The following is a 25,024-nucleotide window of genomic DNA, read 5'->3' as shown; positions in this document are numbered from 1 at the left end:
GGCAACTCAGGGGTTTTCTCATCACTTGTGTTCACGTTGAATCCATGGCTGAATCATTCGTTTAGTGTGACAAATAAAATAATTAGGAAAATGTTTCCCAAGCTTGAATCCAATACTCATGGTGTTATAATGTGAGACCCGGGGAATTAAGGGAGATCAATAATAAGTGAATCATATCAAATGAAGAAGGAAGAACAAGATGCTACCTGGCTTTACATTTGGAGAACTAATAAAAAAATTAGTGATTGCAGTTTGTGCTGCTTTTTTGTGTGCATTGAGCATGAATTTATTTCTTGTTCCAGCCCATGTTTATGCGGCAGGTATCAATGGTGCAGCCCAGCTGATTTCCGATATTTTGCTTGACAGCGCGCATATTCATCTTTCCATTGGGCTGCTGGTCTTGATCTTGAATTTGCCGATTGCCCTTCTAGGATGGTTCAAGGTAGGGAAGAGCTTTACTTTGTTTAGTTTCATTACCGTAGTCTTAACGTCGTTTTTTCTGACCGTTTTGCCGATACACCCGCTGTCCTCAGACTTGCTGCTCAATTCTATTTTTGGCGGCATGATTTCCGCGATCGGAGTGGGTGTGGCACTGAAATATGGAATTTCAACCGGTGGGCTGGATATCATCGCGATCTATTTGACGCGGCGCAATCGCAATGCCTCTTCAGGAAAATATTTTCTGATCTTAAACGGTATCATTATTGTGATTGCGGGTGCGGTCTATGAGTGGCAATATGCTCTGTATACATTAATTTCACGCTTTGTAAACAGCTATGTGATCGATATGATTCACACGAAGTATCAAAAGTTGACGGTGATGACGGTTACCAACGAGTCGAAGCGTCTGACTAAGGCGATACAAGACCAATTTGATCGCGGTATAACGGTGATTCCTTCATACGGCGGATTTACCGGATCTAAGAAGACCACTTTGATGATCGTCATCAGCCATTACGAACTCTACAAGATCGAACGCCTGATTAAAGCCATTGATCCCAATGCCTTCACAAATATTTTGGAGACAAACAAGATCATCGGTACCTTTCACACAGAAGAGCAGCAGCGAGCGGTTCAAGCGATGAAACACGGCGAGCACACGCAAAAAGCGCAAAAAACATTAGGATATCAGGATTATGAACATTTCCAGAAACTCTTTCATTCATCAGCAGTAAAATAAGCAAGCTGCTGTTATTATGGATTTTTGATACGACAACCAAAAAGCGCTTCTTGGCATTTACTGGCCAAGAAGCGCTTTTTTATTTTCGATAATGCGTAAAGACAAAACGTTTAAAGTGAGCAGCGGCGGGTGACAGCGGGCGATCTTCATACCAGGAAAGCCCAATTTGACGCGAACAGCTGGGCCAGCGAACATGGATCTTGGCCACTTTGCTATGGTCGATATCCTTTAGATCCGGCATCAGAGCGGCACCGAGTCCTGCGGCGACCAGTCCCGCCAGTGTGGTCACTTCTTCACCTTCAAATGTGATGTTCGGTGTGAAGTTTGCTTTGCGACAGAGTTTGTCCGCAATTTTGCGCAGCTCAAAGCCTTCTTTTAAGGCAATCATCGGCTCCGATTGAATTTCATCTAGGGTAATCGATTCCCGGCGCGCGAGCGGATGCGATGCAGAGACCATCAGAAACAATTCTTCATCCCATAATTTTTCCCATTGAATATGCGGGTCTTCATAGGAGTGATGAACAAGACAGAGATCAATTTCTCCTGCCTGAAGCTGCTTCAGCAACGAGACGTTGTTATTTTGATAGAGTTTAATTTTGATGTTTGCATGCTCTTTTTGAAATGTGCGGAGGATATTAGGGATCATATTGACACCCAGCGTGTGAAGAAAACCAAGGGATACCTCGCCGTACTCAGGATCGAGCAGCGATTGTATTTCTTTTTTTGTATCATCGATTTCTTTGAGGATTCGGTTTACATGCTTTAAAAGCACTTTGCCGTACTGATTTAAAATAATGCTTCTTCCCTGTCTTTCGAAAAGAGGGATGCCAAGTTCTTCTTCCAGCCGGGCAATTGACCGGCTTAATGCAGGTTGTGAGATTGACAGATCTTCCGCCGCTTGCGTCATATGTTGCAGCTGAGCGACCTTTTGAAAATATTCAATCTGTTGCCACTCCATGAATGATCACTCCTAGAATATAGGAAAATAGTATCGGAACAGGATAATGTTCCTGCTTGTTTCAGGCCCTAAATAAACCGTCACAAAATTGACGGTTTTTATATTATAAGGTGTACCCTATATAGTACCATAGTTGCAGCGGAAAATCGCATATATCTTGCCGAGAAAAACAATTTTTGGCATGTCGCTCATTAACACGTTCTGTGCATCAATACGATTTACAGAATTTATTAGACAATGAATCGATATTGTCATAGTATGAATGTTACAAACAGAAACAGAAAGGATGTCGTTTTACATGGATTTTATATCGCCTGAAAGTAAAGCCTTTAAAAAGACATTAGTGGCTTTATTTTTGGGAAGCTTTATTATGTTTGCCGATCTTTATTGTACGCAACCGGTTATTGCTGTTATTGCCGCGCAATTTAACGTTCCACCGGCTGCAGCAAGTTTGTCTTTGTCTGCTGCAACCGGTGCACTGGCGATCTTCCTATTATTTGTCTCGTTTACTTCAGGGATGTATGATCGAAAGCAAGTTATGATTCTTGCTCTTGTGTCGTCTGCATTTCTTTCAATTACCGTTGGCTTTATTCAGAACTTGCCGCTTTTAATTGCGGTTCGCTTTGTTCAGGGCGCGCTGCTTGCAGGCTATCCGTCCATTGCGATGGCTTATATAAACGAAGAATTTGACAAGAAGGTACTCGGCTATGTGATTGGCATTTATGTCAGCGGCAACAGTCTGGGCGGATTAGCCGGACGTTTGATTGTCGGCTCACTCAGTGATGCTTTTTCTTGGAATACGGCCATCGCTCTATTAGGCTTACTCAACTTAGTCATGTGTGGGCTGTTCATGATCCTGCTCCCAAAATCAAAACACTTTGATTCAAGACGCGGATCGATGAAACGAACAACGGCGGGATTTCTTGAAAATATTGAGTCACCGGCTCTGGTTTTCTTATACTTAATAGGCTTTATTCTGATGGGCAGTTTCGTAACGATTTACAATTATTTCGGTATTCCGCTTTTGGAGCCGCCCTATAATTTAAGCCAGACATTGATTGGGTTTATTTTTGTTATCTTTCTTGTTGGAACATTCAGCTCCACTTGGATGGGACGATTGTCCGATCATACGAGCCGTTCCGGGGTGATTGGTCTCTGTCTGATCATGATGATCGGCGGGCTGGTGATTACAATGTCGTCGCTCTTGGCTGTTAAAATTTTCGGATTAGCGATGTTTACGTTTGGCTTCTTTGGTGGCCATTCGGTGGCTAGCAGCTGGGTCGGCATCCTGGCGAATCGACGTGAGAAGGCGCAATCTTCTTCATTGTATCTGCTGTTCTATTATGTCGGCTCCAGCGTGGTTGGATCTGTTGGCGGCTTGTTCCTTGAATGGTATGGATGGACGGGCTTGGTTATTGCAATAGCGCTGTTATGTACCATCGGGATGACGCTTTGCTATTTTGTACGGAGAATGGTATTGAATGGAGCATGTCACCGCTATCGCCGGCACCATCACAATCACCATCACAGCATTGCAAGTCAGCATATCTGACTACTCTAGTCTTGAAGACGCAAAACCGGTGCTGCACCGATCAACACGGGCAGGTACCGGTTTTTTTGCGTAAATGGTGGCGTTGCGTCTGAAACTTGGCGCTGCTCATTTTTCTTTATATAATAGTTAAGCTATGGAAAGAAGAGAAGGAATGGAAAAAGGGGTGTTTTTGCAGTGACGGTGTTTGAAGATTATAAGTATGAGCGCCCGGATGTCGCAAACTATGAAGGGGCATTCGGCAAAGCTTTTGATGCGTTTGAGCACGCTGCAAACTTAGATGATGCGATTTGTGCGGCTCAAGCGATCAATCGTATGCGCAAGCATTTGGATACCATGTTCCAGCTTGTTGGAATTCGGCATACCATCGATACGGAGGATCCTTTTTATAAAAAGGAAAATGACTTTGCTGATGAAACCATGCCGATTTTTGAAGGAAAGACGACCGCGTTCTATAGACTGCTGCTTGACTCGCCATTTCGCGCAGAGTTGGAGAAAAAATGGGGAAAACAGCTTTTTGCACTTGCCGAAGCACAGCTTAAAAGTTTTTCCCCTGAAGTGATTCCGCTTATGCAGCAGGAAAATAAGTGGACCTCCAAGTACACCAAGCTGATTGCCGCTGCGAAGATTCCATTTAAGGGCGAGGAACGGACGCTGGCTCAGCTTACGCCTTTCCAACAATCTGCCGATCGGAAAGAAAGAAAAGCGGCACTTGAAGCTTATTTCGGTTATTTTGCCGAACATGAACAAGCGTTTGATGAGATCTATGATCAGTTGGTGAAGATTCGGACGGAGATTGCCCGGAAGCTTGGCTTTTCCAACTATGCTGATCTGAGTTACTACAGAATGGCGCGGATCGGTTATGACCGCGAGATGGTCAAGAATTATCGCGAACAGATTCGCAAATACGTTGTGCCGGCGGCAAGTAAGCTTTATGAGCGGCAGCGCAAACGGATTGGTACGGATCAATTATACTATTACGATGTTCCGTATCAATTCACCACAGGAAATGCTGCTCCAAAGGGAAATTCAGAGTGGATCATTGAAAATGGAAAGAGGATGTACGCGGAACTTTCGCCGGAGACAGGAACGTTTTACCAATTCATGCTAGATCATCATCTGATGGATCTGCTGGCAACTCAAGGAAAAGCGGGCGGCGGCTATTGCGAATATATTTTTGACTATAACTCACCATTTATTTTTTCAAACTTTAACGGTACAGCCGGGGATATTGACGTGCTGACTCATGAAGCGGGGCATGCATTTCAGGTCTATACGACACGCACAGAGATTCCGGAATATCGCTGGCCGACATTTGAAGGGGCCGAAATTCATTCGATGAGTATGGAATTCTTTACCTGGCCGTGGATGGATCTGTTCTTCAAAGAGGATGCAAATAAAAGGAGATTCTCACATTTAAGCGATGCACTTCTGTTCCTTCCTTATGGGGTGAGTGTTGATGAATTCCAGCATGTTGTTTACGAGCATCCGGAAATGACCCCGGCTGAGCGGAAACAAGCTTGGAAGGCGATTGAGAAAAAATATTTGCCGGATCGTGACTATGACGGGATTGAATTCTTGGAAAAGGGCGGTTTCTGGCAGCGCCAAGGTCATATTTATGAATCGCCATTCTATTACATTGACTACACTTTGGCCCAAGTCTGTGCGTTTGAATTTTGGAAGAAATCACAGGAAGATTATGATGCGGCATGGAAGGACTATTTAAACCTGTGCAAGCAGGGCGGAAGCAAGTCTTTCTTGGAGCTCGTGAAGACGGCCGGATTAGAATCACCGTTCAAAGCGGGCTGTGTTGCGTCGGTTGTCGCATCTGTGACCGATTGGCTCGATCAAGTCGACGACAGCAGCTATTAAAAGGATGTCTTTAAAGAAACACCCTCGAATCCAATCGAATGGATTCGAGGGTGTTTTCTAGCAATAAGACGATCAGAAAAGTCCTTGAAGACCCCACATGATAATTGCAACAATAGGAATCAATGCCCAAATGGTATTCGAAGCAAAGTGCGGTCTTTGCTTCGCTTCATTTAATTCATGAAGTTCCTTTTCAATGGCAGACAGCTTGGCTTCAATTGCTTTCAGTCTTTCATCATCCATGATTGGATACCGCCCTTCATACATAGGTTTGTTGAACCTTGCTCAGTACTTTGCTGACATAAGCCTGAGTTTCAGGAAATGGAGGGATACCGCCATACTTTTGTACCGCGCCTGAACCGGCATTATAGGCAGCGAGCGCTAAGCGGTTATCTCCGTTGTAGCGCTTAATCAATTGACTCAGATAACGAGTGCCGGCTTCGATGTTTTGTGCAGGGTCATAAGGGTTTGTGACCCCTAAATCAGCTGCTGTACTAGGCATCAGCTGCATCAGGCCCATTGCCCCAGATGAACTGGTTGCACTTGGATTTCCGCCGGATTCCGTATCAATGACTGAGCGGATCAGCGGTGCGGGCACGGAATATTTTGTGCTCATTTCTTGGATGATCATGTCATAACCTGAATCTGATTTTTTTGAGGAATCCGTGATGTTCAGCGCCGGTAGGGTGTCGGCTAATTGTTGCCACAGCATCTGATCCGAATTTGTACTTGAAATGGACGAAGCAGATGAAGCGCGTTCGGAGGGGATGGACCGCCCCGAACCGCTGGTTGAATAGGAATCGTTCATCATCATTGCGAGCAGCGAACCGAATAACTGCGTAGCATCATGATCCGTACTGGAAAAAGGTGATTGCTGATCGGATGATTGATTTTGAATTCCGGAACAGAGTGATAAGGACAACAGTTGTGCCATTGTACTTGGATTGACGGTCATTATTCTCTCAGCTCCTTCTGGCTTTAATGGCTTGATTCAGACGCATCATTTTGCTTTGCGAGGGCCTACGCGGAATCGCAAAGGTGTGCAGCAAAGTATTAAAAACAGCTGGTCCGGATTGTGCATCCGCAGCTTCAAATTCTAATTCATAATCACTGTGGTCAAGGTAGACGCTGTGATCGAGAAAAAGTTCTCCGGAATGATAGGGGAACTGGCAGCGTTTTGTCGTCAGTTCGCCGATAAGAACAAGCTGATCGACATCGACGCCAATTTTAGTCATGGCCTGTTCAATTTCTCCTGACGGGACAATCCCTAACTGAATCATTGAACGGCTTTCTTCGTCGCTCAGCTGCTGGTGTGTCTCAAGAATCACTCCGCTATGAGGCTGCTTTAGGGTAAAGTCATGTGTGCCGCTGCTTTCACGGATACGCAGCACCGTTTTCTTATTTTTCAAGGCGGAAGTCGGTGTATCAAAATAGTAATTTATTTGTTTAAAGAAGGATGGTTCGTCTTTTTTAAATGCTGTGCAGAGTTTGGCAAATTCCTCAGCCGTCAGCATATTTTTATATTCAATTTCTAATTCGTGACTCATCGCGTTATTTCCCGCCTTCAAATCGATCACATAAATTCGTAACTTCTTCTAAATTATGACATAATGGGGGGGAAGAAACAACTGAGAGCTGCTCATTTTCGGGCGGAGAGCGCAACATTTGAACGTACGTTGTTCTTGTTTTGGACGAGATGGAGTGATCGAAATGGAGTGGGATATTTTTCTGGCGCCTTACAAACAGGCAGTTGATGAACTCAAAGTGAAACTACGCGGTTACCGTGAATTATATGAAGTAACCTCAGAAAATACGCCGATCGAATTTGTCACCGGTCGTGTGAAACCAATACCAAGTATCATTGAAAAAGCCCGGCGTAAGGGGATTCCCTTGACGCAACTCAACACGCAGATGCAGGATTTAGCGGGCATTCGTGTGATGTGTCAATTTGTAGACGACATTCGCCGTGTGGTTGAACTGATCCGAAGCCGCACCGATCTTATCGTTGTGGAAGAACGTGATTATATTAGCGAAAAGAAAAAGAGTGGCTACCGCTCCTACCATGTAGTCGTTCAGTATCCGGTTCAGACGGTAAGCGGAGAGAAGAAAATTCTTGTTGAAATTCAGGTACGCACGCTGGCGATGAATTTCTGGGCAACAATTGAGCACTCATTGAATTATAAATATAATGGCAAGATTCCGACAGATGTGAAAAAAAGATTGCTGCGAGCGGCTGAAGCTGCTTTTCGACTTGATGAAGAAATGTCGCAGATTCGCGATGAAATTCAGGTGGCTCAGTTGCGCTTTAATCAGAAAAATAGCGAACAGGAGTCGTGAATCATGGATGAAGAGGCTTCCGAACTAAGCAATAGGAAGGAGTTCATAGAAAATGAGTGATTCAGCGCTTCATATAAGAAATATTCCCGCAGGAAGTTTAAAAAAGTTTGCGATTGAATACAAAGACGATCCATTATCATCTGAATTACATAGGCAAATACTGGATCAACTAAAAGCAAAGCAAATGATTTATGATGAGAATGAACCGGATTTAGTGATTTCAATCGGCGGCGATGGGACACTTCTGCATGCGTTTCACACCTACACGCATCGTTTGAACACGACTGCTTTTGTAGGCGTACATACCGGGCATTTAGGTTTCTATGCAGACTGGACATCGGGAGAAGTGGACGAATTGGTTGAAGCGATCATTGGAAAGCGCTTTGACTTGGTGGAATATCCGCTGCTGCATATTGGTGTGCATTATAGCAGCAACGTGAAACCGGACGATTTGCTGGCGCTCAATGAATGCACGGTACGCAGCGCTTCCGGCTTGCTCGTTGCGGACGTTTTGATCAAAGGCGAGAAGTTTGAAAGCTTCCGGGGAGACGGGTTGTGTTTTTCAACACCGACCGGATCAACCGCATATAACAAAGGATTGTCCGGAGCGCTGGTTCATCCTTCTTTGCCTTCAATTCAGCTGACCGAAATCGCATCCATTAATAATCGTGTTTTTCGTACGGTGGGTTCACCGCTAATCTTGCCGCAGCACCATCACTGTCAGGTTATGCCGGTTGCTGATCGAGCGTTTACCCTTTCCGTCGATCATTTGTCTCGTGTGCATGAGGATGTGAAAAAAATTGAATTCGGTGTAGCGGAAGAAAAGATTCGCTTTGCGCGTTTCCGTCCGTTCCCGTTCTGGCGGCGCGTTCGCGACTCGTTTATTGGTTAAACTATATAGAATAAGGACGTGAATGAGGAACCTTGTTCCGGTTGTCATGGAAAAGTGTTTTATGATTGAGAAGATCATGAGTGCTTCAGAACACGGCATGATCATGCGTGACTATTTAAAAAAAGAAATCCGTATTTCAAGGCGCGCCCTATCGGCGATTAAATACAAAGGCGGTAAACTGCTTGTGGATGGACAAGAACGTTCCGTGCGTCATGTCCTTCAGGAAGGCGAAAAATTGCAAATTATTTTTCCTCCAGAGACGCCTAGCGCGTTTCTAGCAGAAAATGAGTTGCCGCTTGATCTTGTTTATGAAGACGATGTTGTGCTGATTGTCAATAAACCGGCGGGTATCCCGGTGATACCCTCACAACTGTATCCGTCGGGAACTTTAGCAAATGGGTTGCTTTATTATTTTCATGCGCAGCATTTGGCGTCAACGGTTCATATCATCAATCGGCTGGACCGCAATACGTCAGGCTTGATGCTGGTTGCGAAAAATCGTTTCAGTCATGAACGGTTTTTTAAAATGCAGAAAAAAAGAGACATTCATCGCAGATATCTTGCCTGCGTGCAAGGGACGATCGATCAAGATCAGGGCGTGATTGACGCGCCAATCGGTCGGAAAGAAGGGAGCGCGATTGAGCGATGTGTTGATTGGCGCGAAGGGCGACGAGCGATCACACATTACAAAGTGTTGCAGCGATCTGCGGATTGGACACTGGTTGCTGTCCGTCTGCAGACTGGCCGGACCCATCAGATTCGCGTGCATTTTGCTTCAATTGGCCATCCGTTGCTGGGCGACGACTTGTATGGTGGGCCGTTGACGCTGATCAACCGCCAGGCGCTGCACAGTTTTGAAGTATCGTTTATGCATCCATTTACAGGTGAGCGGATGCATGTGCACCAGCAATGCCCGGAGGATATGCTGCGTCTGATGCATGAGCCGGTCAATCTGGAAAAGATCTAAACCGCTCAGGAATGCGCGGCATCGCTGAGTCTACGGAGACTAGCTCCATTTCCGGATAGCGCAGTGCACTTAATTGGCCGCCAAAGACGCATCCGCTGTCTAGATTAACCGTCTTATTTTTCCAGCGTGGACGGACGACGGGCGTATGGCCATAAGCAATCAGCGCTTTACCGTGGTAATTGACCGCCCAGTCGCGACGTTCAGGAAGCCCATCAGCATCCGTTTTTCCGGTTACGTCGCCATAGAGCGCAAAACTTTTGATTTTCTTGTTTATCGGTTTAAAGAGATCCTGCTGCCTGATGCCGGCATGGCAGACCACCAAGCGCTGCTGATCAAGATACAAGATCAGCGGCGCTTTCTGGTACAATTTCTGAAATTGTTCTGCTATTCTTTTGTACGATTGTGTGTCCAACTGTTCCAACTCATGAACCGTTGTTTCAAGCCCATGGGCAATTTGAACGCGGCGGCCAATGAAGTAGCGATAAAGTTTATCGCAATGATTGCCGGGCACATACAAAGCAAGCTCATGATTAACCAATTCAATGACGGTCCGGATCATTTGCAGAGAATCCGGACCGCGGTCGGCAATATCACCGACAAAAACCAGCTTTCGCTGATCGGGATGAATGGGCAGATGCTGCGTCCACTGATAGCCGAGCTTCTCTGTGAGACGAACAAACTCCCGATAACAGCCATGAACATCACCAATGACGTCGTACATATCCCTCATCCTCCGTATCGAGCCTTCTCACCTATTTTCTCCAATTGCGCCCGCTTCATAAGTTTGATTTCTGTATCAGAAAAAGCGGAAGTTCCCTTCAGCAAGTTCAAAGCCATGTACTTGCTTTCTTTATAAAAAACAGCCGCGCGCGGCTGTTTAGGAGAACATAAATTTTTGCGTTTGAAGGCGGATGCTTTGCACTAAACCGATACAGATCATACTGGAGAGCAGTGAACTTCCCCCATAGCTGAGAAAAGGAAGTGTGATCCCGGTGACCGGCATCACTTGAATCGTCATTCCAATGTTTTCAAAAACTTGAAACATGATCATGCCAATGATGCCTGTACAGATATAGCTGCCAAATGGATCATGGGTTTCAGCTCCGGCTTTGATCACACGCGAAATTAATAGAAAGAACAGCAAGATAACGGTGACTGCACCGACAAACCCAAAACCGCCGCCAATGACAGCGAAAATAAAGTCATTGTACGATTCCGGAAGCGATATCGCCGAATTAAATTGATGATTGAAAAATTCTCCTGATCCAATTGATCGGATCGACTGAAGGAGCTGATAGCCTTGTTCAGAGGAATAACGCTCTGGATCCTGCCATGCCAAAAAACGGTCTTTTTGGTGCGATTTAAGAAAAATATTAATGATCTGTGGAAAATGAAACCAGCTGATCGCGAAAAAAGCAAGACCTGCCGTCAATGTTATCAGAATTGAAACAATTAATTTCCAATTAATGCCACTGACGATTGTCATTGAAAGAATAATGCTGAACATGACTAAAGCTGTTCCAAGATCAGGCTGAATAAACACGAGAAAAAAAGGCGGTAATGAAACCAGCGCAATTTTACCGAGCAGCAGCAGGTCTTCTCGTAAACCACGGATGGAATAAACTTCATTATGCTTGTCAATGGTTGTCGCAATCGAGACAATCATAAATAGTTTCATGAACTCAGAGGGCTGAAGCTGTCCGATCCCAGGCAGCGCATACCAGCTCGTTGCTCCATGCGATTTATCGACCATAGGAACGGGCAATCCGAGTTGCGCAAAGGTGAGGCCGATGAGCAAAAACATGCCGATTCCATAAAAGATCCAGTGCATGCGTTTCAAACGTTCATAGTCAAAGAACATAATTGCTACAGCAATCATAGTACTGAAAACATACCAGATCACCTGACGATACGCCAATCCGACAGCGGGAGCACCTGATTTCAACGGCGCCATGGAGATGGAAATATAGCTGATGCAAGCAAGCAAGAATACAATAAAAAACAGTGTGTAGTCTATTTTAGCTAGAGAATCTCGATTTAACATAAATTTAATCCTTCTTCTTTATAATAGATCTCAAATATGTACTTAGCCATTGGTTGGTAATCCTTAATCATGATAGCGTAAAGCGGGTAAAAAAGAAACAAAATGGTGAATTGAAGTCATTAAGGGTTCATGATTGTTAATTAAAAACATTCGTCGTTGTTCGCGATTTTGTATCCGATAACGAAGAAAATTCCGCGGATTTTTTTATGATCGCAAATCAGCCGTTGCGCCGCTTGCCTTAACACGATGATCGACTGTGAAAGGGACGCGCGCGCCGCTTTCATGATATAATAACGTTTGGACTGAAGTGATACAGGGAGGTTTTGCAATGGAATTAACACTTAAAGGGCGTACCTATGTTGTGATGGGCGTTGCGAATAAACGAAGCATAGCATGGGGCATTGCGCAAGCGCTGGATCGTGCCGGAGCGCGTCTGATTTTTACGTACAATAATGAACGGTTCCGCGAACCCGTCGAAAAGCTGGCGGCAACACTTGATGGCAAGGACAGCCTTTTTTATCCATGCGATGTAACCATTGATGAAGAGATTCAAGCAACTTTTGCAAAGATTAAAGAGGATGTTGGCGTAATTCACGGTTTGGCGCACTGCATTGCCTTTGCCAAGAAGGAAGAACTTGACGGCGATTACATGAATACGACGCGTGACGGCTTCCTGCTCGCGCAAAATGTCAGTGCCTATTCGCTGACTGCCGTACTTAAAGAAGCAAAAGGACTGATGACTGAAGGCGGCAGTGTCGTGACAATGACTTATCTCGGTGGGGAACGTGTCGTTAGAAATTATAACGTCATGGGCGTTGCCAAGGCGAGCCTGGATGCGAGCGTAAAATATTTGGCGAACGATCTTGGTAAGGACAACATTCGTGTGAACGGTATTTCTGCCGGACCGATCCGTACGCTTTCTGCAAAGGGTATCTCAGATTTCAATGGTGTACTTAAAGTGATTGAAGAAAAAGCACCGCTTCGCCGCTCAATTAGCCCTGAAGATGTTGGTAATACGGCATTGTTCCTATTCAGTGATTTGTCTAAGAATATTACAGGCGAAACGCTTCATGTTGATGCCGGATTCAACATTATCAGCATCTGACTTTTCAAGAGAAAAAAGAACTGTCTTCCTTCGAAAGAAGGACAGGCAGTTTTTTCACAGGTAAAGAAAGTTTAGCATTTTGCCCTGTCTTCAAACCAATAGACCCGTGTCTTGGCAAGAATCAAAGCGGAGGTACTCTGGCGCCTGCGGGAACAGCGAGCCAAGGAAGACTCCGCAGCCTGCGGAAGTAAGGACGGGGCGCTTTTTGCCCGGTTTTTCTCATCTCAGAAAAGATGTCAAGAAACATGCAAGTGCTGCATAAACTGAATGCTATCCGTAAAGTTTCGATCAGTAAAAAGCTAGTTGCTCATCTTTTGGATGAATAGCCCGTCATCATCGCGCCACTCGGCGAACATTACTTGATTTGCCTCTGAAACCGCGTAGTTTTTCAGTTCATGCATGAGCCAAGACTTTGTTTTGCCAAGCGTGTCTAAATTTTTTTCAATGATGACCCCATCGCTGATGAGCGTTACGGGAAGGCAAACGTTCTTTGCTTTCAGTGAAAAATCGCTTCGGACGGTTGGCTCGTTATCGGATTTACGAATAACGGATACCTTGCCGTTCGGCTCAAGAACCGCATACTCAATTTCACGAAGAGAAAAAATGCTGCGGTCGCGCAGCAGCATTTGCAAATGGTTCATATCGACACGATTTTTCTTCATCACTTGGCGATCAATACGGCCTTTTTTTATGATGAGAGATGGCTGACTTTCGAAGAAACGGCGTGTCTTATTGAACTTTAATGTGATCAGGTCAATGATATAAATAACGATCCCCCAAAACAGTATGGCATAGATCACCTTGAAGACATGTGTATTCGGATCATAGATCGCATCGCTCACAAAATCACCGACGACAATCATGGAGATGAAGTCAAAGGGGGTTGATTCGGACATCGAGGCTCGGCCCATCATCTTAGTGAGCAGAAGCAGCGCGAATAGGCCGACAGTGAGTTCCACAGAGATTGAGATAAGTTCATGCATGATACGGCCACCTTTTCTAAATCATCATAAATCTAGTTTGAGAGCAAATCATCTAATTTATGCGCCTATAAGAATGTGTTCATTGGAATTTCTTGATTCGATACGAGCCATTGGACTAGAATAGCGGTACAGGTCTTTGCGTGCATCACAAAGTCAGCTGTCGATACACAGGGCAAAGAATTTGTGCTTTGCGCAACCATAGTCGTCATTTTTTAAATGAGGTTTGCATAAAATGAGGGGAGGAGAACTGCACGCTGCAACTTATTGATTGCTCGATGCAGGTTCAAATTCCTGTGACGAGCTGCTCGGAAGGAGAAAATAGATGGAAGATCAATCATTTTCAAAAAGCATGACGTATGCTCCGGGACTTCCGGAGGGTGCAACTTTTTACTCAGCGCATAAAAAAAGAGTCACCTCTGAGGCGGTCGAACGTGCAGCCGAAAAAGCTTTAGCTGAACGAGGCGTGCAAATCGACGATATCGCCGAGATTGTATTTGATCTGCAGAAACCGTTTATGTCCGGATTAACAAAGGCACTCTGCGTGGAGAATGTTAAGGCAGTGCTTGCAAAGCGCGAACTGCAGCATGCGATCTTGGTCGGCATCGAACTTGATCGTTTTGCTGAGAAGAAAATGTTATCCGAACCGCTGCAATCGCTGGTTGATCAAGATGAAGGATTGTTCGGAGTCGATGAAACGATTGCTTTGGGAGCTGTTTCAAGTTTTGGAAGTATCGCGGCGACTACCTTTGGCTATTTGGATAAAGTCAAGCCGAAGATTATCGGAAAAGTGGATTTGGCTAAAGGTGGGCGGGTCAACACATTTCTCGATGATTTAATTGCGAGTATTGCTGCGGACGCATCAAGCCGTCTCGCACATCGTGTTAGGGATGATGAAGAGAAAAGAGCTGCTCAATCTCATAGAAAATAAGCGGATCCGGATCACCCGGATCCGTTTATTGTTGTATAATGAAAAAAGGTGCATTTATGAAATGGATTTAGTAATTGAGGTGCATGTGATGAATTATCTTGTGCTGCATGGGCTTGGTGGAAGCAAGGGCGGGCATTGGCAAGAATGGCTGACGGAATCCTTAAAAAGAAAAGGGAAGAAGGTCTGGTTTCCTCAATTTTCGGATTGGGATCGACCGCTCAAAAACGTATGGCTCAATCAGCTGAACCGAACGCTTGAGCAGATACCTGACGAACCGTTAACGGTCGTCGCGCACAGCTTAGGGTGCATCCTGTGGATTCACTATGCTGCGCAGCGTCTTTCACGACGCATTGATCGTGTGATTATGGTTTGTCCGCCTTCTCCCTATCATAAAAAAGCAGAAATTCAAGATTTTTTTCCGCTGCCGGAAGCGAAACAATCGCTTGCAGCGGCTGCTAAGAAAAGCCTGTTTGTATTGTCTACCAACGATCCCTTTCTGCCACAAGAGGATATGGGTCACTTTTTGACTTACTGCTTACCCTGTTTTATTATTCCTGAACAAGGGCATATCAACCTTGATTCCGGTTATGGTCCATGGCCGTGGATGCTTAAGCTTTGCCTTGAGGATCAAATGGACTGGAAAAATAGTTGAGAAAGAAGGGTATCTCAGGTCATGATCGACTTATGAGATACCCTTCTCTTTTCAGCACGTTATGGCTGCAGGATCTTCTTATATAGCGTTTTAAGTTCATTAAAGGACAGCTGATAAAGCTGACGATTCTTTGTTTTATAAACCCCTTCGTTCAACAGCTTAATGATGAGGGCGTTCTTTTCTTTCTCGTTATTTTGTGTGAGTGTCTCCGTCATTGCACACACCTCTTCATGTCTGCATTAATCCTATAAATAGTTTAGCGCGTTTTCATTTTTTCGTCCAATAGTTCGTTATAAAATCTTACATAGTTATTGAACTGTAACGATTGTAGATGTAATATTATCTTACACACAATTGCGTGATTTTTGAAAACATTTCAACGAAAGTGGAGGGGTGAACGAGTGGCGACGCATTCTCAGAAAGATGCTTATCTCTATAAAAAGGTGATTACGATTGGAACCGTTTGCGAGCTGACAGGACTGAGTGAACGGCAGATCCGTTATTATGAAAAAAGAAAACTGATTTTTCCAGAACGAACGGAACGCGGGAATCGCAAATATTCTTTTGCAGATGTTGAAGCGCTCATGGATATCGCCAATAAGATGGAGGATGGTATGCAGACCTCCGAGCTGCGTAAAGAGATGCAGCGAAAAGAGGATAAGCGGTATGATACGAAGCTTAGGGAGCGGATGATTCGCGGCCAGCTTAATGCCTATTTTAATAAGAGAGATTAATCGAACCAAGCAGACCGGCAGAAGTGCCGGCTTTTTTTATAGGGAAAGAAAGTATAAGATTTTGCCCCATCTTCAAATCAATAGCTCCGTGTCTTGACTATGAATCAAAGCGGAGGTACTCTGGCGCCTGCGGGATCGCGCTTGGTTGATGCGGGCCAACGAGACCCCGCAGATTCCTGTCTGTTTGAGGAGGCTCGTGGTGCGCCCGCGGCAAGCGAGTAACCGAAGCGACGATTCAGCACCGAAAAGACACGAATCCATCACGCATGGCTGGAGATAAAGGACCAAGCACAACTTGGTTTTTCTCATAGGGAAAGCACTGATATGGTTTTGAACGTACTGTGCTACTTAGGATTGAAGTGTCGTTTAAGCTCAAGTTCGATGAATCAAAGCTGCATGGAAGACGAATTTGATTATGAACGAGGCATCGGGTATGTTTCACATTCAGCATAAGAAAAATTGTTTTAAAACAGTTTCACATTGATTTTAATTTTTTTCTGATTGTCAAAAAAACAAGAAATATTTTTTCTCTTGTCAAATACATATTGTTCATACGCGAACAATGTCACAATTTGGATAAAAATACGTCACGATATGTTCACAAAATTGTCATGAGCGACAGGGTGAATGGTGCCAAAGAAGTTGTAAAGTAGGTAGTGGATTGTGACATCTGTTACACTTTTAATCCGATCGGTCGGATCATTTTAGATGATTGCTGCTTTTAGAGATAAAAGGTACCCCTACCTAAGGGTACCCACTTGAAAAGAGGAGAGAGCATGTTTGATGTATTGAGTTTAGCGAGATTTCAGTACGCGGCAACGACGATTTTTCACTTTTTTTTCGTACCGCTCTCAATTGGTCTTGTACTTATCATTTCAATTATGGAGACCATGTATGTCGTTAAGAAAAATGAAATCTACAAGAAAATGGCTCAATTTTGGGGGAAGTTCTTTTTAATTAACTTTGCAATCGGTGTTGTTACCGGTATTCTGCAGGAATTCCAATTCGGTATGAACTGGTCGGAATATTCACGGTTCATGGGGGACGTTTTCGGAGCTCCGCTTGCTATTGAGGCATTGCTCGCATTTTTCATGGAATCGACATTCATCGGTATTTGGCTGTTTGGATGGGATCGATTGTCCAAGGGTGCACATTTAGCCTGCATTTGGCTGGTGACGGCCGGAACGACCTTATCCGCATTATGGATTTTGACCGCGAATTCGTTTATGCAGCATCCCGTTGGTTTTCAAATCAATAATGGCAGAGCAGAAATGAACGACTTTTTGGCGCTTTTAACCAATCCACAGTTATGGGTGGAATTCCCACATACGATTTTCGGCTCCTTTGCAACCGGAGGGTTTGTGGTTGCCGGAATCAGTGCAATTGCCTTGCTTAAAAAAAGGCAAGTATCCTTTTATTTGAAATCATTTAAGCTGGCGATCATCGTTGGCGTTATTTCCAGTCTGGCGATCGCTTTTTCCGGGCATGCTCAGGCACAATATCTGGTTCAAACGCAGCCAATGAAGATGGCTGCTGCTGAAGGGCTTTGGAAAGATAGTGGAAGTCCCGCTGCATGGACAGTTATTGCTTCCATAGACACGAAAAACCATAAGAACAATCAGGAAATGAAAATTCCTTATCTGCTTGACTTCTTGTCTTACGGAACGTTCAGCGGCAACGTAGAAGGCATGGAGACGCTGCAGAAAGAGTATGTTGCGAAGTACGGTAAGGGGGATTATATTCCGCCGGTTAAGACAACGTTCTGGAGCTTCCGTGTCATGAGTGGTTTCGGTGGCCTGCTTTGTGTAATCGGTCTTGTCGGTGTCTTCCTCCTTTGGAAAAAGAAATTACAAGACAGCAAGTGGTTCTTGAGAATCATGGTCGCGTCGATTGCTTTTCCATTCATTGGGAGCACGTCCGGATGGCTGATGACCGAAATTGGCCGGCAGCCGTGGACAGTTTTTGGATTTATGCAAACGGCGGCCAGTGTATCACCAAATGTTACGGCAGGACAATTGCTCTTCTCGATCATAGCGTTCATCACAATGTATTCTGTTCTTGCAGCAGTAATGATCTACCTTTTTGTGCGCACCTTTAAAGAAGGTCCATCGCTAAATGCTAAACAGGATGTTTCATCGAATGATCCATTTGATGGGGAGGCGTATCACGTTGTTACTGAATGAATTGTGGTTTTTATTGATCGCTGTTTTGTTCATCGGATTCTTTTTTCTTGAAGGATACGATTTTGGCGTTGGCATGGCCACGCGTTTTGTCGCGCGAAATGAAACGGAACGGAGAATGTTGATCAACACGATCGGCCCATTCTGGGATGCGAATGAGGTTTGGATGATTACCGCAGGCGGTGCAATGTTTGCGGCATTTCCAAATTGGTATGCGACGTTATTCAGCGGTTTCTATGTACCGCTTGTTTTCCTGCTGTTGCTCTTGATCGCACGCGGGACGGCTTTCGAATATAGAGCAAAAGTAGACCATCCGAAATGGTCAGGTACTTGGGATTGGGCAATATTCATTGCCAGTCTGTTATGCCCGTTCCTATGGGGTGTCGTTTTCTCAACCCTTGTGTATGGACTTCCGATTGATAAAAATATGAACATGCATGCGACGTTTGCAAGCATTGTTCACCCGTATTCCGTACTCGGCGGCATCCTCATCACACTGCTTTGTCTCTACCATGGACTCGTGTTCCTCTGCCTGAGAACGACAGACGAACTTCAACAGCGTGCACGCGCGCTGGCCAAAAAAGTATTCTGGATTTTGGCGGTTGCAGCGCTCGCATTTATTAGTGTGACGTACTTTGTTACGGATTTGTTTGCGAAACGCGGCGCATTCCTTTATCCAATCTATGCGCTTGACGTCATTGTCCTGATTCTGTCTGCTGTCTTCTTGAGTAAAAAGCGTGACGGCTGGGCATTTGGTATGAATGCCGGCGTCATTTTGCTAACCGTCGCTTCGTTGTTTGTCGGGTTGTTCCCTAGATTGATGATTAGCAGTGTTACACCTGCGTATAATCTAACCGTATATAACTCAGCGTCTGGATCTTATTCACTAACCGTAATGACCATCGTTGCCATTACCTTGCTGCCTTTTGTTCTGGGGTATTCTATTTGGAGCTATTACGTTTTCAGAAAAAGAGTGACCAAGGATCATCATCTAGAATATTAAGTTCAGAAAGAAAGGATGTGTACGCTTGGCGCTCATGACAACCTGTCGGAGTCTTTGCCAAGCTTATCTATGGATCGGGAATTGTTGTCTTACAAAGGTGCCAAGCCTCTGTTTGCAGTCACTGCGCTGCTTACCGTCATTCAGGGTGTTTGTATCATAGGTCAAGCTGCACTCCTAGGCCGGATTGTATCCGGTCTTTTTTCTGGAGGACAGATTGCGAGCGTCCGCTCCGATCTGCTCCTTTTTTTCGTTGTTTTGCTGTTGCGTTATTTTACCGTTTTGGTCATCAAACAAGCATGCTATCGTTTTGCAGAGCGAACAAGCGCGAATTTGAGAAAAAAGTTCTTAAAGCAGCTCTTTGCATCCGGACCGGAACTTGCCCGTAAGGAGGGGACCGGTTCGCTGGTGGCGCTTGCTTTGGAAGGGGTTGCGCAGACACGCAGCTACCTCGAACTCTTTATTCCAAAAATGGCGGCAAATGGAGTGATCCCGTTACTCATTCTTGGCTTTGTCTTTTGGAAAGATCGCATGAGCGGGATCATTTTGCTGCTGACCATGCCAGTACTGATTATTTTTATGATTCTCTTAGGGCTTGCTGCACAAAAGCGAATGGATGATCGTTGGGCATCGTATCGCGTGCTCTCCAATCACTTTATTGATTCGCTGAGAGGTTTACCGACACTCTATTATTTGGGGATCAGCAAACGTCATAAAAAAACAATTGAACGTGTCAGTGACAAATATCGAAGTATGACCATGGGTACATTGCGTCTTGCTTTTCTGTCATCCTTTGCATTGGACTTTTTCACCATGCTGTCCATTGCGTTTGTAGCGGTTGCCCTTGGCATTCGTTTGATTGACGGCCACATTTTGTTAGAGCCGGCACTGATTGTCCTCATTCTGTCACCGGAATATTTTCTACCGGTGCGCGAGCTTGGTCAGGACTACCACGCGACCCTCGATGGTAAAGAGGCAGCACGTCGATTAAATGCATACGCAGCGTCAAAAGGATCCAATGAAGTGACGCAGCAGTCGGTACAAAACAAAATGAAATGGAATGAGCAGGCCTGCGTTGTGCTTAACGGTTGCGATGCAGTGCATGAAGGGGCGCATAAAAAGGCGCTTGAGGGCATTTCTGTTTCCTTTTCGGGGTTTGAGAAGGTTGGCATCATTGGCGCGAGTGGAGCAGGCAAATCAACCTTCATTGATCTGGTGGGCGGGTTTATTGAACCCAATTCTGGTTCGATAAAAATCAATGAGATACCCGGACGGTTTACATCGGACCAATGGCGCAACCAGGTCACCTATATTCCGCAGCATCCGTATTTATTCAGTACCTCGCTGCGCGGCAATATCGCATTTTATAAACCAGAGGCATCGGATCAGGAAATTCTTCGTGCGGTTCGTGCAGCCGGATTAGAAGACTTGATTCGCCGTTTGCCTAATGGTATTGATGAGCGAATCGGAAGTGGCGGAAGACCGCTTAGCGGCGGTCAGGAGCAACGGGTTGCGCTTGCACGTGCCTTCCTTTGTGAACGTCCGATCCTGCTGTTGGATGAACCAACCGCGCATCTGGATATTGAAACAGAGTATGAATTGAAACAGCCGATGCTGCGTTTATTTGAGCATAAATTAGTGCTGCTGGCAACCCACCGGCTTCACTGGATGGAGCAGATGGATCGGATTGTGGTTGTTCGCGACGGGCGGATTGTTGAAACCGGGACTCCAGACGAGCTTATAAAGAAAAACGGTGTCTATCATGCGATGGTTCGCGCTCAATTGGGGGGGATTTAATGAATGAATGGCTGACTCCATCATTGAAAAAGCATTGGCGCGGTTTATTGCTTGCAGCTGTGCTAAGTCTCTTTGCCCTGCTTTGTGCAGCAGGATTGCTTTTTACCTCAGGGTATTTGATTTCGAAAGCAGCACTGCGTCCGGAGAATATTTTAATGATCTATGTACCGATTGTCGCCGTTCGCACTTTTGGAACGTTTCGCGCTGTTTTTAATTATGCTGGAAGACTTGCCAGTCATAACACGATTTTAAAAATTCTTTCTGAAATGCGTGCCCATCTCTATGAAAAATTGGAGCCGTCCGCACTTTATATCCGCTCTAAATACAAGACAGGGAAAATCCTGAGCGCTTTATCTGATGATATTGAACACTTGCAGGATCTGTTTCTGCGCACGATACTTCCTTGCTGCTGCGGACTGATCATCTATGCTGCTTGGATCGCCGTGCTTGGCTTTTTCGACTTAAGGTTTGCCTGCGTTATGGTGCTCTATCTGATGCTTCTCGTTGTCGCATTTCCTCTTGTTTCACTGATTCGGATGCGGCACCATTATCAGAGAATAGCCAGAAGCAGGCATGAGCTGTATGAACAACTTACCGATGCGGTGCTTGGTGCTGCGGATTGGATGATGTCGGGACGGCAAAACCAGTTTCTACGTCACTATGAGCAGCTTGAAAACGAAACAAGACAAGAGGAGCGTGCGGTTAGTTCTTTCAGAAAGAGACGTGATTTTATCGCTCAAGTGTTGATTGGGATCTGCGTTATTGGTCTGGTTGTCTGGTCCGGAAACATGTCCCATACAGGTGCGTTACAGCCGACATTAATTGCCGCATTTGCCTTAGTCATCTTTTCCGTTGCTGAAGCGTTTGTGCCGCTCTCTGAGGCTGTCGAACGTGTTCCTCAGTATGAACGTGCGCTTGCACGTCTGAAAGAGATCGAAGCACCAGCGCAACATGAATCACATCGATCCTGCACCAGCCAAGCATTGCCGAAGGGTCCATTGACGATTGATGTGAGCCATGTTTCATTTCGCTATACTCCGAACAGCGATTGGGCCGTGCACGACGTATCGCTGCATCTTAAGCCTGGTGCAAAGTTGGCACTTATTGGGCGAAGCGGTGCTGGAAAATCCACATTGGCACATTTGATTTACGGTAATCTGAAGCCGGATGCAGGCGAGGTAACCTTGAATGGCTTGTCAACCCAATTGCTTGGGTCCAATCGATCACGCCAGTTTTCAGTGCTCAGCCAAAATCCGCATCTCTTTGATACATCCGTACTGAATAATCTAACGCTCGGTAGTCCGGAGGCAACGTTTGATGAGGCTGTGGCGGCGGCAAAAGAAGTGGGGTTGCATCAATTAATTGAACAGCTTCCGAACGGTTATCATACACAAATGCACGAGGCCGGCGCGATTTTCTCTGGCGGAGAGCAGGAACGCGTCGCTCTGGCACGAACCTTATTGCGGGATACGCCGGTTGTTATTTTGGACGAACCAACTGTGGGACTCGACCCGATAACTGAACGAGCACTGCTGCAAAAGATTTTTGACACGTTAGAGGGCAAAACACTGATTTGGGTGACCCATCATCTGATTGGTGCAGAACAAATGGATCATATTTTATTCATGGAGCATGGCAGGGCAATGATGCAAGGAACCCACGAGCAGCTGCTTCAGAACTCGAGCCGATACAGCAAACTCTATGCGCTTGATGTCCCTGTGAGACTACGGAAGTCGATTATCGAATGAACAAGTCATAGGGAAAGCGGTTGTTCGTAAAGGATCAACCAAGGATAATGAAATGAGAAAAACCGGGCAAAAGCGCCCGATCCTTACTTCCGCAGGATGCGGTGGCTTTCGCGTTGCATACAGGACGTACTTTCACAGGATGTGATGACTTTCGCGTTGCATACAGGACGTATGCGCACTTAGCGAAAGTTCCTTTAGGAAAGTTTCTTTAGGAAAGTTTCTTCATACATGTGTGATGGACTCGTGTCTTATCCGTGCTGAATCACCGCTCCGATTGCTCGCTTGCCGCGGGCGCACCGCAAGCCTCCTCAGACAGGCAAGACTCTGCGGGGTCTCGCTGACACGCTGGTCCCGCAGGCGCCAGAGCATCTGCGCTTTGATTCTTGGCCAAAACATTGGTCTATTGGTTTGAAGACGGGGTAAAATCACATACTTTCTTTACCCGTGATAAAAGAGGGGATCCAAACGTTGATTTTGGATCCCCTCTTTGATTATTGCAATTATTGGTTTTTTGCGATGTGTTTCTGTCGGGTTATCATGATTTTGCGAATTTGATGAGCTTCCATTTCTCGCACTTCGAAAGTAGCTTGACCATAATGAAACGTTGATCCCACTTTTACATTGGGTATTTCCGCCATGATCCAACCGCCGATTGTATCAATGCCTTCTTCCTCTATGGCGGTTTTGAACAGTTGATTGACGTGAGCAATCAAAAGCTTTCCGTCTACAAGTGTCTTTTCAGCATCAATGCTTTGAATCATCGGTTCTTCCCCATCATCATATTCATCACGAATTTCTCCGACAATTTCTTCCACGATATCTTCAATGGTCACTAAGCCGGAGGTACCTCCGTACTCATCGGTAAGAATTGCCATATGGATGCTTTCTTTCTGCATTCGCTCGAGCAGCATACGAATCGGTGTTGTTTCGAGCACAGATAGAATCGGGCGTATATAGTGAATCATTGGCTTCAGATCCTTATTCAGGACATCGGTGAACATGTCTTTAATATTGATCATACCGACGACATGGTCCTTATCTTCTTCAACAACTGGAAATCGTGTATACTTCTCATCATGCAAGGTCTGAAGCCACTGTTCCAAATGATCTTCTTTATACATACATACAATTTCAGTTCGGGGAACCATGATTTCACGCGCTGTTCGGTCGTCAAAATCAAAAATACGCGTCATATAGCGCATTTCGCCTTGGCTGATTTCACCGCTCTTAAAGCTGTCGGCTAATGTCAGACGCAATTCGCCCTCAGTCAGTGCACTGTCATGCTGATCTTCCGGTCTTATGCCGAATAAACGGATGACACCATTCGAAAGTGTGTTGAGCAGCCAAACGAACGGAAACAAAAGCCGATGCGCCCAAATGAGCGGATAGGCAATCGCCAATGTTATTTGTTCTGCTTTTTGAATCGCAATTCCTTTTGGTGCCAATTCACCAAGTACAACGCTTGAAAATGTAATGAGGATAAATCCGGTTAAAACGGAAAGGGTGTGTACAAGCGTATCGTTTAATCCGAATAACGCAAATATCGGATTGAACAAGCGAGCAACTGCGGGTTCGCCGATCCAGCCCAAAACGAGTGCAGTCACTGAAATACCTAACTGGGTTGTTGAGAGGTATGCGTTTAAGTCATCAACAATTTTTTTCGATGCGGCGGCGCGTTTGTTTCCGAGTTTAATCAATTCATTTAATCGAGTGGTCCTAATTTTAACAATTGCAAATTCAGCAGCTACAAAGAAAGCTGTCAATAAAATTAAAAGGACGACAATGATCAGGCCGATTGTACTATTCAAATGCATCCTGAGCCGTTGTTGCCAACGCTCAGGTGTCACCTCCAATTATGCAAACGTGCTTCATAAATTTAATTATACACAAAAGCGGCGGGTAATTGCACGAGGAAAAGACGAAGAAGTTTTGCCCTTTAGCTGTTTGCCTTAGGCCGTCCAGGTCTCGTTGGCACGCTGTTCTCACTGGCGCCAGAGCATCTCCGCTTTGATTCTCGGTCAAGATACGGATTTATTGGTGCAGACGGAGCAAATCTTATCCTGCAAGAAAAAAACCTTGGCGGTTAGTCCGCCAAGGTTTT

The 25,024-nt window shown here is 45.3% G+C and carries 23 protein-coding genes; 14 read left to right on the top strand and 9 right to left on the bottom strand.

Going from position 1 to position 25,024, the window contains the following annotated elements:
- Nucleotides 1–199: 199 nt before the first annotated feature.
- Nucleotides 200–1,180, top strand: a complete 981-nt coding sequence (locus AA84_RS0103820; protein WP_028976099.1) for a YitT family protein — start codon at nt 200–202, stop codon at nt 1,178–1,180.
- A gap of 79 nt (nt 1,181–1,259) precedes the next feature.
- Here AA84_RS0103820 and AA84_RS0103815 read toward each other — a convergent pair whose 3' ends face one another.
- Nucleotides 1,260–2,138 carry a LysR family transcriptional regulator gene (locus AA84_RS0103815; protein WP_028976098.1) on the bottom strand — a complete coding sequence of 293 codons (879 nt, stop codon included), beginning with the start codon at nt 2,136–2,138 and terminating at the stop codon, nt 1,260–1,262.
- Between the two features lie 298 nt (nt 2,139–2,436).
- Between AA84_RS0103815 and AA84_RS0103810 the strand changes: the two genes are divergently transcribed.
- Nucleotides 2,437–3,690 (top strand): MFS transporter, encoded by a 1,254-nt coding sequence (locus AA84_RS0103810; protein ID WP_028976097.1) that lies wholly within the window; start codon nt 2,437–2,439, stop codon nt 3,688–3,690.
- Nucleotides 3,691–3,864: 174 nt separating this feature from the next.
- Complete coding sequence (locus AA84_RS0103805; protein ID WP_028976096.1) at nt 3,865–5,559, top strand: M3 family oligoendopeptidase; 1,695 nt, start codon at nt 3,865–3,867, stop codon at nt 5,557–5,559.
- 72 nt (nt 5,560–5,631) lie between these two features.
- On the opposite strand, the gene AA84_RS18910 is transcribed toward AA84_RS0103805, so the two are convergent.
- Genes AA84_RS18910 through AA84_RS0103790 form a run of 3 tightly spaced genes read right to left on the bottom strand, consistent with a single transcriptional unit; the run spans nt 5,632 to nt 7,103 of the window.
- The gene (locus AA84_RS18910; RefSeq protein WP_160168689.1) at nt 5,632–5,799 is read right to left on the bottom strand and encodes a hypothetical protein; all 168 of its coding nucleotides are present in this window, start codon (nt 5,797–5,799) and stop codon (nt 5,632–5,634) included.
- 16 nt (nt 5,800–5,815) lie between these two features.
- Complete coding sequence (locus tag AA84_RS19555; protein WP_028976094.1) at nt 5,816–6,511, bottom strand: lytic transglycosylase domain-containing protein; 696 nt, start codon at nt 6,509–6,511, stop codon at nt 5,816–5,818.
- 7 nt (nt 6,512–6,518) lie between these two features.
- Nucleotides 6,519–7,103, bottom strand: a complete 585-nt coding sequence (locus AA84_RS0103790; RefSeq protein ID WP_028976093.1) for a CYTH domain-containing protein — start codon at nt 7,101–7,103, stop codon at nt 6,519–6,521.
- A gap of 163 nt (nt 7,104–7,266) precedes the next feature.
- Between AA84_RS0103790 and yjbM the strand changes: the two genes are divergently transcribed.
- The 3 genes from yjbM (at nt 7,267) to AA84_RS0103775 (ending at nt 9,752) form a co-directional block, all read left to right on the top strand.
- Nucleotides 7,267–7,893: a GTP diphosphokinase gene (gene yjbM, locus AA84_RS0103785; protein WP_028976092.1), complete on the top strand. Its 627-nt coding sequence runs from the start codon at nt 7,267–7,269 to the stop codon at nt 7,891–7,893.
- A gap of 52 nt (nt 7,894–7,945) precedes the next feature.
- On the top strand, nt 7,946–8,785 hold the full coding sequence (locus tag AA84_RS0103780; protein ID WP_051575302.1) for an NAD kinase: 840 nt from the start codon (nt 7,946–7,948) through the stop codon (nt 8,783–8,785).
- Between the two features lie 61 nt (nt 8,786–8,846).
- Nucleotides 8,847–9,752, top strand: coding sequence for an RluA family pseudouridine synthase (locus tag AA84_RS0103775; RefSeq protein WP_051577799.1), 906 nt, complete (start codon nt 8,847–8,849; stop codon nt 9,750–9,752).
- On the opposite strand, the gene prpE is transcribed toward AA84_RS0103775, so the two are convergent.
- Nucleotides 9,733–10,473, bottom strand: coding sequence for a bis(5'-nucleosyl)-tetraphosphatase PrpE (gene prpE / locus AA84_RS0103770; protein ID WP_028976089.1), 741 nt, complete (start codon nt 10,471–10,473; stop codon nt 9,733–9,735). The genes AA84_RS0103775 and prpE overlap by 20 nt on opposite strands.
- Before the next feature lie 156 nt (nt 10,474–10,629).
- Nucleotides 10,630–11,796 (bottom strand): FtsW/RodA/SpoVE family cell cycle protein, encoded by a 1,167-nt coding sequence (locus tag AA84_RS0103760; protein WP_028976088.1) that lies wholly within the window; start codon nt 11,794–11,796, stop codon nt 10,630–10,632.
- A gap of 328 nt (nt 11,797–12,124) precedes the next feature.
- Here AA84_RS0103760 and fabI point away from each other — a divergent pair, with 328 nt between their 5' ends.
- Nucleotides 12,125–12,901, top strand: a complete 777-nt coding sequence (fabI, locus tag AA84_RS0103750; RefSeq protein ID WP_028976086.1) for an enoyl-ACP reductase FabI — start codon at nt 12,125–12,127, stop codon at nt 12,899–12,901.
- Nucleotides 12,902–13,200: 299 nt separating this feature from the next.
- Here the strand turns inward: fabI and AA84_RS0103745 are convergent, their stop codons facing one another.
- Entirely contained in the window at nt 13,201–13,884 is a 684-nt protein-coding gene (locus tag AA84_RS0103745; protein WP_028976085.1) for a DUF421 domain-containing protein, read from the bottom strand.
- Between the two features lie 322 nt (nt 13,885–14,206).
- Here AA84_RS0103745 and AA84_RS0103740 point away from each other — a divergent pair, with 322 nt between their 5' ends.
- Both AA84_RS0103740 and AA84_RS0103735 read left to right on the top strand, forming a co-directional pair.
- Nucleotides 14,207–14,812 carry a phosphatidylglycerophosphatase A family protein gene (locus tag AA84_RS0103740; RefSeq protein WP_028976084.1) on the top strand — a complete coding sequence of 202 codons (606 nt, stop codon included), beginning with the start codon at nt 14,207–14,209 and terminating at the stop codon, nt 14,810–14,812.
- Nucleotides 14,813–14,873: 61 nt separating this feature from the next.
- Nucleotides 14,874–15,464 (top strand): RBBP9/YdeN family alpha/beta hydrolase, encoded by a 591-nt coding sequence (locus AA84_RS0103735; protein WP_037562895.1) that lies wholly within the window; start codon nt 14,874–14,876, stop codon nt 15,462–15,464.
- A gap of 59 nt (nt 15,465–15,523) precedes the next feature.
- Here the strand turns inward: AA84_RS0103735 and AA84_RS18555 are convergent, their stop codons facing one another.
- Nucleotides 15,524–15,679 (bottom strand): Fur-regulated basic protein FbpA, encoded by a 156-nt coding sequence (locus tag AA84_RS18555; RefSeq protein ID WP_081788046.1) that lies wholly within the window; start codon nt 15,677–15,679, stop codon nt 15,524–15,526.
- 186 nt (nt 15,680–15,865) lie between these two features.
- Between AA84_RS18555 and AA84_RS0103725 the strand changes: the two genes are divergently transcribed.
- The 5 genes from AA84_RS0103725 (at nt 15,866) to cydC (ending at nt 22,923) form a co-directional block, all read left to right on the top strand.
- Complete coding sequence (locus tag AA84_RS0103725) at nt 15,866–16,198, top strand: MerR family transcriptional regulator (protein ID WP_028976082.1); 333 nt, start codon at nt 15,866–15,868, stop codon at nt 16,196–16,198.
- A gap of 776 nt (nt 16,199–16,974) precedes the next feature.
- Nucleotides 16,975–18,381 carry a cytochrome ubiquinol oxidase subunit I gene (locus tag AA84_RS0103720; RefSeq protein ID WP_028976081.1) on the top strand — a complete coding sequence of 469 codons (1,407 nt, stop codon included), beginning with the start codon at nt 16,975–16,977 and terminating at the stop codon, nt 18,379–18,381.
- On the top strand, nt 18,368–19,381 hold the full coding sequence (gene cydB / locus AA84_RS0103715) for a cytochrome d ubiquinol oxidase subunit II (RefSeq protein ID WP_028976080.1): 1,014 nt from the start codon (nt 18,368–18,370) through the stop codon (nt 19,379–19,381). The genes AA84_RS0103720 and cydB overlap by 14 nt, the downstream gene beginning before the upstream one ends.
- Before the next feature lie 69 nt (nt 19,382–19,450).
- A complete protein-coding gene (gene cydD / locus AA84_RS0103710) occupies nt 19,451–21,175 on the top strand; it encodes a thiol reductant ABC exporter subunit CydD (RefSeq protein WP_028976079.1) in 1,725 nt (574 codons plus the stop codon).
- Entirely contained in the window at nt 21,175–22,923 is a 1,749-nt protein-coding gene (gene cydC, locus AA84_RS0103705) for a thiol reductant ABC exporter subunit CydC (RefSeq protein ID WP_028976078.1), read from the top strand. Before cydD ends, cydC begins: the two co-directional genes overlap by 1 nt.
- A gap of 500 nt (nt 22,924–23,423) precedes the next feature.
- On the opposite strand, the gene AA84_RS0103700 is transcribed toward cydC, so the two are convergent.
- The gene (locus AA84_RS0103700; RefSeq protein WP_037562893.1) at nt 23,424–24,737 is read right to left on the bottom strand and encodes a hemolysin family protein; all 1,314 of its coding nucleotides are present in this window, start codon (nt 24,735–24,737) and stop codon (nt 23,424–23,426) included.
- Between the last annotated feature and the right edge of the window lie 287 nt (nt 24,738–25,024).

This window comes from Sporolactobacillus terrae DSM 11697 (assembly GCF_000648615.1).
Taxonomy (GTDB): Bacteria; Bacillota; Bacilli; order Bacillales; family Sporolactobacillaceae; genus Sporolactobacillus; species Sporolactobacillus terrae.
This window is presented reverse-complemented; position numbering and strand designations above follow the sequence as displayed.